General features: G+C 51.4%; 21 protein-coding genes and 1 pseudogene. 5 read left to right on the forward strand and 17 right to left on the reverse strand.

The annotated features are described in order from the left end of the window. Positions 1–29: 29 nt before the first annotated feature. Positions 30–668 carry a hypothetical protein gene (locus METPAY_RS12450; RefSeq protein ID WP_211251540.1) on the reverse strand — a complete coding sequence of 213 codons (639 nt, stop codon included), beginning with the start codon at positions 666–668 and terminating at the stop codon, positions 30–32. A gap of 123 nt (positions 669–791) precedes the next feature. Then, entirely contained in the window at positions 792–1,007 is a 216-nt protein-coding gene (locus tag METPAY_RS15375) for a hypothetical protein (protein WP_211251541.1), read from the reverse strand. Positions 1,008–1,048: 41 nt separating this feature from the next. Between METPAY_RS15375 and METPAY_RS12460 the strand changes: the two genes are divergently transcribed. Together METPAY_RS12460 and METPAY_RS12465 are read left to right on the forward strand one after the other, a co-directional pair. Further along, the gene (locus tag METPAY_RS12460) at positions 1,049–1,279 is read left to right on the forward strand and encodes a hypothetical protein (RefSeq protein WP_048152898.1); all 231 of its coding nucleotides are present in this window, start codon (positions 1,049–1,051) and stop codon (positions 1,277–1,279) included. After that, positions 1,272–1,547, forward strand: coding sequence for a type II toxin-antitoxin system RelE family toxin (locus METPAY_RS12465; RefSeq protein ID WP_052418827.1), 276 nt, complete (start codon positions 1,272–1,274; stop codon positions 1,545–1,547). The genes METPAY_RS12460 and METPAY_RS12465 overlap by 8 nt, the downstream gene beginning before the upstream one ends. 399 nt (positions 1,548–1,946) lie before the next feature. On the opposite strand, the gene METPAY_RS12470 is transcribed toward METPAY_RS12465, so the two are convergent. The 14 genes from METPAY_RS12470 to METPAY_RS12535 are packed head-to-tail and all read right to left on the reverse strand — an operon-like array spanning position 1,947 to position 10,148. Beyond that, positions 1,947–2,351, reverse strand: coding sequence for a 4Fe-4S dicluster domain-containing protein (locus METPAY_RS12470; protein WP_048152899.1), 405 nt, complete (start codon positions 2,349–2,351; stop codon positions 1,947–1,949). Then, complete coding sequence (locus METPAY_RS12475; RefSeq protein ID WP_048152900.1) at positions 2,348–3,379, reverse strand: respiratory chain complex I subunit 1 family protein; 1,032 nt, start codon at positions 3,377–3,379, stop codon at positions 2,348–2,350. The genes METPAY_RS12470 and METPAY_RS12475 overlap by 4 nt, the downstream gene beginning before the upstream one ends. Beyond that, entirely contained in the window at positions 3,372–4,610 is a 1,239-nt protein-coding gene (locus METPAY_RS12480) for a hydrogenase large subunit (RefSeq protein ID WP_048152901.1), read from the reverse strand. The genes METPAY_RS12475 and METPAY_RS12480 overlap by 8 nt, the downstream gene beginning before the upstream one ends. Next, positions 4,603–5,307: an NADH-quinone oxidoreductase subunit C gene (locus METPAY_RS12485; RefSeq protein ID WP_048152902.1), complete on the reverse strand. Its 705-nt coding sequence runs from the start codon at positions 5,305–5,307 to the stop codon at positions 4,603–4,605. Before METPAY_RS12485 ends, METPAY_RS12480 begins: the two co-directional genes overlap by 8 nt. Then, positions 5,300–5,737, reverse strand: coding sequence for an NADH-quinone oxidoreductase subunit B family protein (locus METPAY_RS12490; protein ID WP_048152903.1), 438 nt, complete (start codon positions 5,735–5,737; stop codon positions 5,300–5,302). Before METPAY_RS12490 ends, METPAY_RS12485 begins: the two co-directional genes overlap by 8 nt. Beyond that, positions 5,734–6,087 (reverse strand): hypothetical protein, encoded by a 354-nt coding sequence (locus tag METPAY_RS12495; protein WP_048152904.1) that lies wholly within the window; start codon positions 6,085–6,087, stop codon positions 5,734–5,736. The genes METPAY_RS12490 and METPAY_RS12495 overlap by 4 nt, the downstream gene beginning before the upstream one ends. A 1-nt stretch (position 6,088) precedes the next feature. Beyond that, positions 6,089–7,663 carry a proton-conducting transporter transmembrane domain-containing protein gene (locus tag METPAY_RS12500; protein WP_048152905.1) on the reverse strand — a complete coding sequence of 525 codons (1,575 nt, stop codon included), beginning with the start codon at positions 7,661–7,663 and terminating at the stop codon, positions 6,089–6,091. Then, complete coding sequence (locus METPAY_RS12505; RefSeq protein ID WP_013329512.1) at positions 7,660–8,004, reverse strand: sodium:proton antiporter; 345 nt, start codon at positions 8,002–8,004, stop codon at positions 7,660–7,662. Before METPAY_RS12505 ends, METPAY_RS12500 begins: the two co-directional genes overlap by 4 nt. After that, positions 8,001–8,471, reverse strand: coding sequence for an MnhB domain-containing protein (locus METPAY_RS12510; protein ID WP_048152906.1), 471 nt, complete (start codon positions 8,469–8,471; stop codon positions 8,001–8,003). The genes METPAY_RS12505 and METPAY_RS12510 overlap by 4 nt, the downstream gene beginning before the upstream one ends. Beyond that, entirely contained in the window at positions 8,458–8,748 is a 291-nt protein-coding gene (gene mbhE, locus METPAY_RS12515; protein ID WP_048152907.1) for a hydrogen gas-evolving membrane-bound hydrogenase subunit E, read from the reverse strand. Before mbhE ends, METPAY_RS12510 begins: the two co-directional genes overlap by 14 nt. Beyond that, positions 8,745–9,017: a hydrogenase subunit MbhD domain-containing protein gene (locus METPAY_RS12520; protein WP_048152908.1), complete on the reverse strand. Its 273-nt coding sequence runs from the start codon at positions 9,015–9,017 to the stop codon at positions 8,745–8,747. The genes mbhE and METPAY_RS12520 overlap by 4 nt, the downstream gene beginning before the upstream one ends. Further along, entirely contained in the window at positions 9,014–9,370 is a 357-nt protein-coding gene (mnhG, locus tag METPAY_RS12525) for a monovalent cation/H(+) antiporter subunit G (protein ID WP_048152909.1), read from the reverse strand. The genes METPAY_RS12520 and mnhG overlap by 4 nt, the downstream gene beginning before the upstream one ends. After that, on the reverse strand, positions 9,370–9,627 hold the full coding sequence (locus METPAY_RS12530; protein WP_048152910.1) for a monovalent cation/H+ antiporter complex subunit F: 258 nt from the start codon (positions 9,625–9,627) through the stop codon (positions 9,370–9,372). The genes mnhG and METPAY_RS12530 overlap by 1 nt, the downstream gene beginning before the upstream one ends. Further along, complete coding sequence (locus tag METPAY_RS12535) at positions 9,624–10,148, reverse strand: Na+/H+ antiporter subunit E (protein WP_084600884.1); 525 nt, start codon at positions 10,146–10,148, stop codon at positions 9,624–9,626. Before METPAY_RS12535 ends, METPAY_RS12530 begins: the two co-directional genes overlap by 4 nt. A gap of 224 nt (positions 10,149–10,372) precedes the next feature. Here METPAY_RS12535 and METPAY_RS12540 point away from each other — a divergent pair, with 224 nt between their 5' ends. The 3 genes from METPAY_RS12540 (at position 10,373) to METPAY_RS12550 (ending at position 13,822) form a co-directional block, all read left to right on the forward strand. Beyond that, entirely contained in the window at positions 10,373–11,779 is a 1,407-nt protein-coding gene (locus tag METPAY_RS12540) for a phosphoadenosine phosphosulfate reductase domain-containing protein (protein WP_048152912.1), read from the forward strand. Continuing rightward, positions 11,757–12,359, forward strand: coding sequence for an imidazole glycerol phosphate synthase subunit HisH (hisH, locus tag METPAY_RS12545; RefSeq protein ID WP_048152913.1), 603 nt, complete (start codon positions 11,757–11,759; stop codon positions 12,357–12,359). The genes METPAY_RS12540 and hisH overlap by 23 nt, the downstream gene beginning before the upstream one ends. 98 nt (positions 12,360–12,457) lie before the next feature. After that, the gene (locus METPAY_RS12550; protein WP_084600886.1) at positions 12,458–13,822 is read left to right on the forward strand and encodes a linear amide C-N hydrolase; all 1,365 of its coding nucleotides are present in this window, start codon (positions 12,458–12,460) and stop codon (positions 13,820–13,822) included. 300 nt (positions 13,823–14,122) lie between these two features. Here METPAY_RS12550 and METPAY_RS14450 read toward each other — a convergent pair. After that, a pseudogene (locus METPAY_RS14450) lies at positions 14,123–14,870 on the reverse strand (phosphohydrolase); the annotation flags it as partial.

The raw sequence follows: 14,870 nt of genomic DNA on the forward strand, positions 1-14,870 counted from the left end.
CGCTCACCGCCCGGATAAAAAAATAAAAATTATACCTTATATAAGGTAGTGTTGTCGGAATCGGTAATAGTCTCCCCGTCTGATGACAGAACGAATGTGAAATCCCATTCTTCATCCGGGTAGTTGACATCGAAGACATAACCGTCATTTTCGGAAAGTCCTTCGTATTTTACTTCACCATAATATGTCCAGGATTCATCGACATTTCCGTCTGCATCGAATGTAAGGCTACCGGAAAAGTCGCCACCCTTATAGACCCACGTACCGACAATCGGATCGTCGCCTGCTACGGAAGTGCCGTTCTGTTTCTCATAGTTTATATCCCCCGTTCCGTCATCGAAAACCGTACCGTTTTCCGTAAGATAATACGTGTATACTGTTCCGTCGGTATACGTAACCGGGTAACTTACGGTTCCGTTTTCCGATGTACCAAGGGTCCAGGTTCCGTTAAAGACCCAGGTATCTTTTAATATCCCGTCCGGACCTATAGAATAGGTTATGGAGGCCCCGTTCGTCAGATTACCGGAGCTCCAGTCGCCTGTGACCAGCGAACTTGCCGTCTGTTCGGCTGAAAGTGTATCGTTCTCCTCTATAATAGGAATCCCTGCGGAATCTGTAGTAGTACATCCCGCCAGGAAGACAAATACCAGCATAATAACGATTGCCACAAATCCAATCCTTTTATACATATAATAAGATTGAAATAACACGGATATATTCCTGTTGGAATGAAAAAACTGAAAGTGTTCTTTATTTCCTGAAAATATTTCCCACAGATAATGTAATTCAGGTTAAATTAACCGGTTTTCACCGTGGATCAGTTTCCGGCATACACGTCCTAATCCGAATACGGGAGCAGCCCGGGAATCTCCGGTCGTGCACCGAAGGTTTGCAGGGCAGGTGCCATTATACTTCGAAGAAAAGACGCACTGTGTTGCACAGACCTGATCGTCGTCGTCCATTTTAAGAAACATACCGTATTCGCAGGACAAGCATGTTTTATCCAAAAAATTTATAAATTCACAGGCATATATCGAACCGATCAGATATGACAGGATCTTCAGCTTCAACGGGAACTCTGGATAACACTCTTCGTGAGATCTTAAACAGGCTCGAACGTATAGAATCGAAAATAGATGAGAATTATTATCCGCCGGAGGACTCCATCAGGGATGAATTCATCGAGGAGACCGAGGCCATAAGGAGAGAGATCGAAGCTGGTCACTTTTCAAAATGCAAAACGGCAAAAGATCTCTTTTCAGGAACTTCAAATGAATAATATTTTTTCCCTTATCTACGGAACCGGTTTTAAACTAAAACTTAGTAAGATATGCAGGAACGACAAAAGATTCTGCAGCCAGATCGAGAATAAGATCGCCCTCATCCAGGAAAATCCGAAATCGGGTAAAGCAATGAAGAGTGTTATAAAAGGGACACGAAGAATCCATGCGGGACATTATGCTATCTTCTACGGAGTTGATTATGAATCCCGGAATATCATCCTGATGAACATCGGTCATTACGATCGTTTGTATACTAAAAAATGAATTTTTTATTTCAGAGTTTCACGGAGGGGTGCGTATGTTAGTTGCAATTTATGTGGGGCATAAGCCCCTGACGGGGCAGCCCAAGCGCAATATTTCTTCGCTGTCGCTCTGAAATTTGCGCAATGAAGATAACCCGGCCTGGACACTACCCTCCGGGTAGTCTCGGCCGGGAAATTAAAATACAAATTGGTGACCGAAGGTCGCCCTGGGTATCGAAAGGGCGAAAGCCTTTCGGTTGTCTCAGCCGGGGAATTACAAAATATAGTTACAATTAAAAAAAAGAAACGGAGCAGGAGGGATGCTCGTCCATCCCGACTGCGACTTATCGCGACGAGGGGGAGGGTTTAGGGAGGGGGAAATCCTCCCCCTCCCTTGTATAATAAAAGAAAAAAATATCCTTCACTCAACAATCAGATTCTCGGAATACCTGTCCTCGTCCGCGAGCAGGAAATCGCTGCTCATGTGCAGGCAGTGAACAGGACAGGCGTCGTTGCACTGCGAACAGAAGATGCACTGCGTTACGTAGATCCTGACGGTCCTCGTCTCCTTGATGAACTCGATTGCATTCGCGGGGCATACACGGGTGCAGATCTTGCAGCCGATGCAGATATCCCGGTCATATGTGATCTTGCCCCTGAAATTCTCGGGTGTCGGAACGGGCGGGTTGATCTCCGCCTTGCCTTCCGCAACTTTACCTAGGAATCCGGTGATCGATTTCGGGAGATACTTTGCCGGGAAAAGATTCGTCGCCGGCTTCTTCAGGATCTGCCTTAAGACCTCGGTTACAGTAGGCAGGAAACTCATAACACAACACCTCCCTTCATGAGCACGTCAAGGATCACCAGGACAAGGCCGAAAAGTGCCGCAACCGCGATGTATCCCCAATAGATCGAGACGAGATGATTTATCCTGAACCTCGCCATCGACACCCGGATCAGGCTCACCGAGAAGAACATCACGACGATGACCTTCAGGATGAAGAAGATGACATCCGCAACAAGAGCGGTCCACCCGGTGATCCCCGTAAACCACGAGATGTTCCACGGGAGGAATATTGCAACCGCAAGAGCGATCATCGCGAAGGTCTTCACACCGCCTGCGAGGTAGAACAACCCGAGATTTCTTCCTGAATATTCCGCAACTATTCCGCCGCAGAGTTCCGTCTCCGCTTCGGGCGTGTCGCACGGAACACGGGAGAGTTCCGCAGGTGTAACCCATGCGAGAACAACGAGGAGGATCAGGCAGCCGATGATACCGACCGGCCCGACGACGTCCCAGATTACCATCCCGGTTCCTACACCGCCCATCGTCGCAAGCGAGAACGGATCGGCAAATCCTGCCATCGCGAATCTCCAGGCCACCGCGACGATTGCAACCGCGAGCGGGAACTCGTAGGCGATCATCGTTACCATCTCCCTCTGGGCGCCGACCGTTGCATACGGAGAGCCGGATGCAAAACCGCCCGCTACCATCGCAAGAGCGGGAACGGTCAGGATATACATGACGAGGATCGCATCCCCGAATCCGCCCAGCACAGGGCTGAGTCCTGCAATAGGGATATAGAGGAGCAGAGTTATCGCAGATGCAAGGGCGATTACCGGTGCTGCATTGAAGACAGAAGCGACCGCATTCTCGGGAACGATGCTGTCCTTGGACATCAGTTTCGCAACATCGATGAACGGCTGCCTCAGCGGCGGCCCTACTCTTGCCTGCATATGGGCAGCGAACTTCCGGTCGATACCGAGCAGGATCAACCCGAAGACTATTCCGATCACGGCAAGGGCCACTGTTCCCCCGACGACGGTCACCATAAGATCAACCAGGTCACTCATCGTTCATCAGCCTCCTCGTCCTCTCGACCGACAAACGATGCAGGTATTCCTTCGAGTAAATATCCGGCTTCCCGTCTCTAACGACCGCGACCCTGTCGGTGCAGGACATACACGGGTCGATCGAAGCGACGATAATCGGGATGTCGGCGATCTGTTCTCCCTTCAGGATCTCGAGCCACGAAAGCTGGTTCGAATACGTCGACGCCTTGACCTTCCACATGTAGGGCGAATCCGACTTGTTCATCCGCACATAGTGCAGGCACTCGCCGCGGGGAGCCTCGACTCTTCCGACGGCCTCTCCTTCGGCCTTCTTGCACGTTGCAAGAAGCTTCGGCATCTTGGTCTCCCAGAGAGTCTCTCCTTCGGGGATCTGTTTCAGGCACTGGCGGATGAGGTCTACGGACTGGGCGACTTCGAGGAGCCTCACGATAATCCTGTCATATACGTCGCCGCGGGTCTCGCCGGTGTACTGGTCGGGCATCACGTAATCGAAATCGAGATCGCCGTAAGCACCATAAGGTGAGTCGAGTCTCACGTCCATCTTGACACCCGAGGCACGGGAAGTCGGGCCGACCGTGCAGAGCTTCAGCGACGCCTCCCTTGTCAGGACACCGCAATCCCTGCAACGCATGGTTATAGTCTTGTCATGGAGGAAGAGTTTCAGGAGCTTGTCGATAAGCCCTTCATAATATTGGAGCCCCTCTTCGATTCTTGCGAACTTCTCCTCTTCGATGTCTCTTCGGACACCGCCGACCTGGACGATCGCGTAATTCACCCTGTTGCCGGTGAGAAGCTCGATCAAATCCATCGACTCCTCGCGGACACGCCATGCAAGGTTGAAAAGAGTGTCAAACCCGAGCTCGTGAGCCGCGACTCCTGCCCAGAGCAGGTGTGACTGAATCCTCTCGAACTCCGCAAGGATCGTCCGGATATAATGAGCCCTGTCGGGGACCTCGATCCCGGCGATCTGCTCGACGGCCTTTGCAAAGGCGAAAGTATGCGAAACCCCGCATATACCGCAGATCCTGTCGGTGAGGTGCACGATCTGGACGGGGTTTCTTCTCATCCCCATCCATTCGATACCCCTGTGAGCCTTCCCGGGTGCGAAGTCCACCTCTTCTATGGCCTCGCCGTTGATCTTGAATGTAAAGAGGATCGGCTCCTTCAGTGCCGGGTGTGTCGGCCCGATCGGAATCGTATACGGGGCCTTCTTGGACTTGTTCTCACTCATCGCCCTTCACCTCCTCTTTGGATTCGTCTTTGGCAGGTTCATCCCCGGCAAGCTCTGAAACCTCCGGTTTTTTCTCAACCTTCTTCGCAGGCTCTTCGTCGCTCTTTTTCTTCTCTGGCTTCGGTTTCACCGGGGGATTCGGACGATCCCCGGGTCTTCCGACAGCCCAAAGGTCTTTGACCATATCGTCACGAATACCGGCATCGTCCTTTCTCCACGGGTATATGCCCTCCGGGAAATCGTCAGGGAGGAACAGTCCCCTCTGGTCGGGGATGCCGTCCACGATCACGCCCATCAGCTCCTGCTTCTCCCTCTCGGAGTAAACCGCACCGGGGATCAGATCCGAAATCGTCGGGACGACCGGATTATCCTTCGGCACAGATACCGTGAAGGTAACGGTTATCTCCGAACCCTTCGACCCGAAGAAGATTGTGAAATGATAGAGGACATCGATCTCCTCGATCATATCCACCGCGGAGATTACGCCGAGATGCGGGAAGTCGATCGAGATCAGTTCCGCAACAGCATCGTGGAGTATTTCTGTCTCGACCTTCATCCAGATGGTGTTTATCGGCGTCTTCGCGGTTCCCTCGCACCATTGCCTCACATCGGAGCTGATTATCCGGTCCCCGAACTTCGAGGCGAACCTCTCCGCGACCGCTTCGGCCGTCATCACTTTTTTGGCCGTATCAGTCATTTTTCCCCTCCTGCAGCCTTTCGAGTTTTGCAATCGCCTTTACCACGCCGTTGATTATCGCTTCGGGCCTCGGGGCACACCCGGGAACAAATACGTCCACCGGGATAACTTCCCCGACCGGACCGTCGAGGTTGTAAGAGTCGTAGAAAACCCCGCCCGACTGCCCGCATGTACCCACACAGATTACGACCTTCGGGTCGGCCATCTGCTCGTATACGCGGATCAGCCTCTCCTTCATCGCGTGGACGACCGGCCCCGTGACGAGCAGGACGTCCGCATGACGGGGCGAGCCGACCAGCTTTATCCCGAACCTCTCGGGATCATGCCTCGGCATCAGTGTCGCCACGATCTCGATATCGCAGCCGTTGCACGAACCGGAGTTGAAGTGGAATACCCACAGCGACCGGTTCAGTGATTTCGAAAGTCTCATAGCCCGCCACCCCCGAGAACAATAACCATCACAAGGGCAACGACCCCGAGGAACCAGAGGATGTAATCCGTAAGGATTCCGGAATGAAGGGGCACGATCTTATCGTAATAACCCTCGAGCGCCTTCGTAAATCCCCAGTACATGTTTCCGCCGCGGACATGCACCTCGCTCTTTTCGGGCTCGGCGTTTCCGGAGATAAACGGCTTCGTCTGCTCAGTGCCCTTCTTGTAATCCGACTCGCCCCTGCTCCAGATGAGCCACGCGATGATTATCGCGATTATGAATGCCGCAAGCCAGATGAGCGGATTCCACGAACCGAATCCCGTATATAACGTCTCTATTGCAGCCATATCAGGCACCTCCCAGTACTGCGGCGATATAACTTCCCTGGTCGACAAGTGCATTCGCCGCGGGTTCTATCAGGTAATTTACGACCTGTTCGGGGAAGACCCCGAAGAGGATCACGAGCACTGCAAGGATTCCCATTCCTGCAAGCATGAAGCGGGGAACCTCGCGGACCCCTTCATACTCGGGCAGTTTCGGCCCCATGAATATCGAATGGAAGACCTTCACGAAGGACGCAAGGGTCAGGATCGATACGATCATCGCTATGACCGACAGGATCGGGCTGAACATGAAGACCGACTCGTAGATCATCAGCTTCGAAGCGAAACCGTTGAAGGGAGGAATTCCTGCGATCGCAAGGGCTCCGATCATGAAGAAGACCATCGTCCATTTCATCTCGTGGCCGAGTCCGCCGAGTTTGTTCAGGTTCCTTGTTCCCGCCTGGTAGAATATCGCACCGGCGGTAAGGAAGAGCAGACCCTTGTACATCGCGTGGTTGATTATATGGAAGAGACCTCCCTCCATCGCGGTCATTCCGAACGACTCCATCATCGCCGCGTTGCCGAGCACCGCGAGACCGACACCCACACCGAGAAGCATGTAGCCGGTCTGCGAGACGGCGTGGTAGGCCATCAGGCGTTTGACGTCCTTCTGTGGGATCGCCATCGAGACGCCGATGAACATCGAGAGGACACCGATTATTATGATAATCCAGCCAATCGTCGCGTAGTCGAGCGTTACGTTGTATAATGTAAAGACGACCCTGAAGACACCGTAAAGGCTCGCCTGGCTTGCGACTACAAGGAATGCGGTTACGGACGACGGAGCCATAGAGTACGCGTCGGGAGTCCAGAAGTGCATCGGAACCGCACCGGACTTCATCGCGAGCGCTACAAGCAGAAGAACAAGTGCAATCTTGTCGAGAACGCCGAACTGCATGTTCTCCGCGATGACCGCCATATTCAGTGCATCGTACTGCCCGTAGAAGAGCCCGATTGCAAATAGAACAAGAAGTCCGCCGAGTGTCGAGAGCACCGCATACTTCAGACCGGCCTCGACCGCGTATCCCTTGTCGACCCGTGAAGCCACGAGAGCCGCACCTGCAAGCGAGTTGATCTCTAAGAAGACGAAGAAGTTGAACATATCGCCGGTGCAGACCATTCCGAGGATTCCTACCTCCATCAGGAGGAGGAGTGCATAGAACGAGTCTTTGCCCGACATCTTCGACTGGCTCACGATCGAGAAGAGCGTGACCGCAAATCCGACGATCGACGCCGAGATCGCCATGAAGACGCTCATCGCATCGACTGTGAATATGATCCTGAACGGGAACCCGCCCGAATCCGCCGGAACAGTCGCTGCCGGACTTCCCGCACCGAAGGTATATACCACAGTCCCGGAGGACAGGACTTCGTTCATCAGCAGTGTTGCGATACAAAGTGTCGCGAAGCTTACGAGTAGGACCCATGCATTCCGTGCTTTATCGGACAACTTTCCGATTAGCGGTGTCAGGAACGCCCCGAGCATCGGGACGGCCAGCAGAAGTGCCGGCAGGTTTTCCATTATCCAGCCGGTAATCATCCCTTAAGCCTCCCTGTCTTCTCGACATCGACTGTACCGTATTTCTTGTAGATTATCATCACGAAGGAGAGGAGCAGTGCGGTCGTCGCGATCCCGATAACGATGTTCGTAAGTGTCATCGCCTGCACGGTCGGGTAGACCATCTCCCCGCCGGGGGAGTTCGTGAAGATCGGAGCGATTCCGCCGCTGATATAACCTGTTGCAACGAGGAACAGGTTTACGCCGGCTTCGACGAGCGAAAGGCCCATCACGATCCTTATGAGGTTCCTCTTGGTGACCATCATCACTATTCCGATAATGATGATCAGGCCTGCCGCGATATACGGAAGATTGTAGATCATTGCGCCTTCACCTCTTCGATCCCAGAGAGCATGTGCAGGATTATCAGCCCCATCGCACCGATAACCTCGATTCCGACTGCAATATTCATCAGCGGGATTGTTCCCGCCGTGTTAAGCACTCCGGGGTTCGCTCCGAATGCAACCGATTCGCCGAAGATGATTCCGCCGTTTGCGAGCCAGTTGAAGAAGAATGTCGCACCGAGTGCTATTGCGACGAATGCCGTGACTATGAACAGCAGGAGACCGAGTGCCTCGGTGTACTTCATCGAATTCGCGGAGAACTTCTTTTTGATGATCTCCGGGGAGAATGCAACGAGCATCAGGACGAATCCGGTTGCAGCAACCGCTCCGCCCTGGAACCCGCCGCCCGGTGTTAAGTGCCCGTGAATTATTATATAGAACCCGAAGACGAGAATGAACGGGAATATTATATTCGCCGTCGACCTGACGATCCTACTCATATTCATACTCTTCATCCTCCTTCATTCTCCGGAACATCAGTGTCACACCGAGAACGGCTGTGAACAGGACAGTCGCTTCTCCGAGTGTATCGAATCCCCTGAAGTCGAAGACGACCGCCGTTACGATGTTGTTCGCCGCCGAAAGCTCCTGCCCGTTGTCGATCATATAATTGTCCATCTCGTCATGCGACGGGGACCCGAAATTCATCACGGTCGCCGGGAAAAGCAGCGATGCCGTGAGGATTATTATGATTGCAGCGGTCAGCATACCCTTCGTGCTCATAACTCATCCTCCTCGGAGGAGACACCCGGTTTCCGGGTTCCCTTTATTGCGATCACGAATATCGCGGTCGTAAGTCCCGCTCCGATAGCCGCCTCGGCGATTGCCACGTCCGGCGCCTGGAGCAGGTAGAATTCGAGCGACATCAGGAAGCTGAATACGCCGAACCCGATTGCCGCCGAGAGCAGGTCTTTCAGGACATAGATGACCACGGCGCTTATCACAAGGCCGAGAGCCACGATGATCTGTATAATCAGGTAAAGATCGATCATTTCTCCGCCTCCGAAAGTTTGTCGACGACAGTCTTCACCGGTTTCTGGCCGGACCTGTACGCCGCCCTCGCGATTGCGTGAGATCCTGTCGCGTTGGTGAACGCGAGTGCTACGAGTATTACGATGACGTTTACGGAAAGATCGACGAATTGGGAGTCTTTCGATGATAGATATCCGCCGGCACAGTATGCTATGGCCCCGAGCCCGAGGAAGATCGTCCCGAATGTGGTCATCTTCGTCTCCGCATGGAGCCTCGTGTAGACATCGGGGAATCTCAGGATTCCTATGACGCCAAGCGTATTGAACACAAGTCCGATTATTACAAAGACCAGGACAAGAGTAACAGCTATCATCAAAGTTCACCCCCGATATACTTCGCGATGAAGAGCGTTCCGACGAACGAGAGAAGTGCGTAGACGATCGCGACCTCCACGAAGAAGAGTTCTTCGTAACCTACTCCGATTACGATAAACAGCCCGACAGTCAGGGTGTTTATTACGTCGAAGGCGACGACCCTGTCGGGTGCGGTCGGTCCTTTAACAAGTCTCACCATCGCGATGATGATAAGTAGACATAATATTCCTGCAACGATGAACCAGAACTCGATCATTCGGCGATCCTCCTAATCCACCCGACGAGGTTGAATATCGGGAACAGGTCTTTTTCATCCGCAATCTCTTTTGCAGCAAGCTCTTCGCTCACGTTTATTACATGAACGAAAAGGTCTCCCGATTCCTCGTCCACCTCCACGGACAAGGTGCCGGGAGTCAGCGTAATCGAGTTTGCGAGAAGAAGCACCCCGAGATCCGTCTTCAGCCCGGGCGAGATCCTCACGATCCCCGGGTTTATTCTTCCCGTAATCACCCTCATTGCGACGTCGAGGTTCGCCCTCGCCATCTCGATGAAGAACGGGATGATATAGATTACCAGCAATACCCATCTCAGGGGATTTATCATCCTGTAATTTTTGCTGCTGCAAAAGAACCTGCCCGAGATTGCCCCTGCAACAACTGAAACGAATACCCCTGCGATGATCTCCTCATAACTCCATAGCCCGAGCACATCTCCGCTTCCCGATGTTATAATCAGGTAGAGAATGAAGCACAGGATTGCAGTTACGATAAAAGGCATCAAAACTCCATCACTCCTCTCTCCGTAATCGATACAATTTCAGATTTCCAGCATAAATACCCGGAATTAGGAAAAAAAGATCCCGGAACCAGCAATTTGCTATGATTAATAATGATATATTCCGACATAACTGTTTTGAAAGTGTCGGATCTCTCATTTTCCGGGGGAATAAATTGACAGATGCGGCAGTTTATTACTTTTAGAATCGAAAAAATTAATCACAGATGGCAAAATCGTTTCTTGGAAAACTGACCCTGTACTGGTGCGACGAGTGCGGAACGCCGGTACTCGGAAAGAAGTGCTCCTGCGGCGCCGAAACACGCCAGGTCCAGGTGACTCCACCGGGGGATATCAGGCCGGCGTTTCAGGCGGATATAGACCATATTAATAATTTATACAGATCCTTCTTCGGTGCGGATCTGATCCCGGAGAATCACATCGCTGTTCTGAACAAGATCCCGGACAAGGACAGGATGGAGGAGGTCGTCATGGGCGGTGCTGTTGTATGTGCGTTCCGGTACCTTCCGGAAGAGAAAAGATGGGAGATCCTTCCGAGGACGCATGCCGCATTGTATTCGAAGCCGGAGAAAGGATTTGTCATCGCCGATGACGGTGCGATAGAATCTATTCAGAGTGGTTCGAGCCTTCTTGCGCCGGGGCTTGTCGATATTCACCCGGATGTAAAGGAGGGCGACGAGGTCCTTATACTCGACCGGGCGGGAAACTGCATCGGTGCAGGAAGAGCACGTGAAAATGCAGCGGATGCCGTGAAGATGGAGAGAGGACAGGTAGTAAGGACGAGAAAGGCCGGACAGGGAGTCTGCATTCCAAAGGAATCCACGTGGAAGAAGGCGGTGGAATCGAACGGAATCGTCCTGAAAAATATGGAGACCGAGGCGGTGAACTTCGTCAAATCGGTCAAAACGAAGAACCCTGATCTCTTCGCTTCGGTATCGTATTCGGGCGGAAAGGACAGCCTCGCAACACTGCTGATAGTTCAGAAGGCGATCGGGAAAGTTCCGATATTATTCTCGGATACGGGACTGGAGTTCCCCGAGACATACAAAAATATCGAGGAGGTTGTCCGGAAGTACGATCTCGAAATAATCAAAACGGGAGCCGGGGATTCCTTCTGGAATAATATGGAGATCCAGGGGCCGCCTTCGGTGGATGCAAGGTGGTGCTGCAGCGTATGCAAACTGAACCCGGTCAGGGATCTCATAAAAGAGAACTGGGGCGAATGCCTCTCATTTATCGGCCAGAGGAAGTACGAGTCGCTTGCGAGGATGAAGAGCCCGCGGGTCTGGAGGAACTTCAAGGTCCAGGTCCAGCTGTCCGCATCCCCGATCCAGCACTGGACCGCCCTGCACGTATTCCTCTATCTTTTTCAGGAAAAAGCGCCATACAATGAATTATACGAAAGAAGGATCGACAGGATCGGATGTTTCATGTGCCCGTCGAGCGATATAGCTACGTTCGAGACTATAAAGAGAGATTATCCTGATCTCTGGCAGGAATGGGAGAACAAACTTGAGGACTACAGGGAGAAGAACGATCTTCCTGAATCATGGGCCGTAAATTTCGAATGGAGAAAGAGAGGAGAGATTGATGACACAAGTAGCTATTCTTGATTACGGTCTGGGCAACCTGCGAAGTGTGAAGAAGGGCGTCGAAAAAGCAGGAGCTTCGGTCTTTATCACTTCGGATGTCGAAGAGATGGCGACCGCAGACGGTGTGGTCCTTCCCGGAGTCGGCGCCTTTTCCGAGGGAATGGAAAAGCTGAACGAGATGAAGAAGGCCCTTATGAATTACGTCGAATCCTCCCCTGTCCTCGGCATATGCCTCGGGATGCAGATGCTTCTCGACGTAGGCGAAGAGTACGGGATACACGAGGGCCTCGGGCTCGTTCCCGGAAGGGTGAAGCAGTTTCCGGAGAGAAAGGGGTACAAAATCCCTCATATGGGCTGGAATACTCTGAAGATCGTGAACGACGATCCGCTCTTCGAGGGAATCCCGGACAACAGCTATGTCTATTTCGTCCACTCGTATTATGCCGAAACAGAGGAGAAATACACTCTTACCTCGACGGATTATATCTGCAACTTTTCATCGTCAATACGGAATAAAAACGCCTGGGGAACGCAGTTTCACCCGGAAAAAAGCGGTGAGACCGGTTTGAAGATCCTTGAGAATTTTATCGGGATGCTTTGAGTTTTTAAATAATCATATTCATTTTTTTCAGGATTAAGAATCTATAAAGGCATTTCAATTCAGCAGGATTATTATCAAACACCTGTATATTTTTTAATATGAAGCGAACTGGTTTCGTGTTGGTTGCGGCGCTTATTTTAGTCGTTATTCTTCTTATTGCAGGTTTTGCTCAGACATATAACATATACGAAACGGGTCCGAAGACAACAACAGAAGTTCTGCTGGACCAGGAGAACGGAACATATATGAAAGTCATCCATGTTGTCGTCAGGGGAGGAACAGAAGAGGAGATAGGATATGAGCTGGGGAAAGTCGGTATCGAAGAGTTTAATTCGATTCTTCTGCCTTTCGACGATCCTGTCTACGGGGAGGAAAAAGAGCAGTATATCAAAGGCTATGATGAAGACCTGTACGGGCGGGTTCAGGGAGTAAAGCAGGCATATCAGCTCGGTGAAGACGATTACGGTTACGATGCCAGTTTCCCGTTATATGTCGGAGGTATCCCGTTATGTTCGGCGATTTACTTCCCTCCTGTTAGCACGGAAGACGGTCACGCAATTGCAGGCAGGAATATGGACTGGTACTATAATTCTGACCATGATGAATTTACAGATGTTACAGATCTTAGTCTGTTCACGAATGATACGGATATCAATGACGAAAAATTCGATGAACTCCTGGCAGATAGGATAGGAACACTTGCCCACGTCGCAGAGATCTATCCCGATGAAGGTTATGCCACCCTGGTAATAGGAACCATGGACCTTCTTACAGGGGTTGTCGACGGGTTAAACGAAAAGGGGTTGTATGTAGCTTCGCTCCAGGACGGCGACACATATACCGATGCTTTCTCCGACCTTGCCGGATTCACCACTACAAGACTGAATTACATGCAGGTGCTCGGATCGATCCTTGAGCATTGCGCCAATGTGGAGGAAGCAAAACAAATGCTGACCGAATCCCAGGTTATAATGCCATTCATGGGCGTGCACTTCCTTATCTGCGACGATTCTGGAGCTGCAACAATTGCAGAATACGATAATGAATCCCATGAATTGATCTTTACGGATTACCAGGATACTGCAGTACCGCTTACCAATTATGCAGTTTATCTCAAGCCCGATATCAGTCAATATCCGCCTGAAAATCCTAATAATGCACACGACGATTACCTGAGAAGTGCAAAGCTTCACGATTATATCTCGGATCATGAAGAGGCATTTACGACGGACGATGCATGGGATGCAATGGAGATGGTCGAAGCAAATGCCGATCTCAGTCCGGAAGAAATACTGGCAGGAGAGAATGAAACGGATCGCCTGCTGTGGACTGTTGTAACGGACCTAACCGGCAGATCGATGACTGTCAAATTCTTCTTAAAAGACGGCCCGATCAACAACGAGACATACAGGACTCACGATCTCGTTCTTTCCGAGCCTTTTACGTTTAAACTGGAGCGGTAAACCCACCCTTTTTTTTATCCTAGCTAAAGGGTATAAGCCCCTCACGGGGCAACCCGGACGCAAATTTCTGCGAAATTTGCTTAATCGAGATAGCCCGGCCTGGACGCTACCCTCCGGGTAGCCTCGGCCGGGAGGAAACAAAATTCAATATCAAATATTTGATCTTTTAATATTGCATCGAAAAAAAAGTCAGGAGCCGGAGGGACGCTTGTCCGTCCCGGAGGCGACCTATCGCGACGAGGGGGAGGGTTAAAGGGAGGGGGAAACTTCCCCCTCTCCCTTTAGAATATTGCTAAAAACCTACCCGAAATCCCTGAACTTCCTCTCGGGAAGGACAATCTTCTTGAAGACAGACTCAAAGTAGCTGTTCGTCATTCCGGCGATATAATCGCGGACAATTTCCGGGGGCTTCAGGCTCTCGATATAGCTTCTCTGGAATGCTTCTGAATCTATTAGGTCACTATATATCAAAGACGATCTGTTCTCCGATTCCAGGTCGGAGAGATAATATTCGAACACCGTATCAAACATCAGTTTGAGCTTGTAGTCCTGTTCGTGAAGACGGGGGTTCTCGTAAATCTTCCTGTAATTGTACTCTTTCAGCTCCAATACAAGAGAATAGACATCATCCGAAAACGCGATGCAGTCCGAATCAATGCTCGTCTCGATAATATCCCTGCAGAAAGAATCGATTACGAGGCCGTTGATATCCCTGTACGAGGCATTTTCTTTCATCAACTTCCTGAGATCTCCCGGAAGATCGTCGAGACTTTCATCGATAAGTCCAACCTCAATTGCGTCCTGCAGGTCCCGCCCTAGATATGCGATCGTATCGGCGAACCTGACGAGGCAGCCTTCGAATGTCGCAGGCGAAGGATCGGACCCTGCCTCGGCGCCCGCCAGTTTTTTATCGAAATGCTTCCAGGAAAAATCCCGTTCAGGAGTAATACAGCAGTCCGTCACCTCCCCGTTGTGGCATAGCACCGAATCAAGGACCTGGAGAGTCAGGTCGCATTCCTCGAGTTTATCGAGAAACCTTACGCTCTGG

The organism is Methanolacinia paynteri (assembly GCF_000784355.1).
GTDB classification, from domain to species: domain Archaea; phylum Halobacteriota; class Methanomicrobia; order Methanomicrobiales; family Methanomicrobiaceae; genus Methanolacinia; species Methanolacinia paynteri.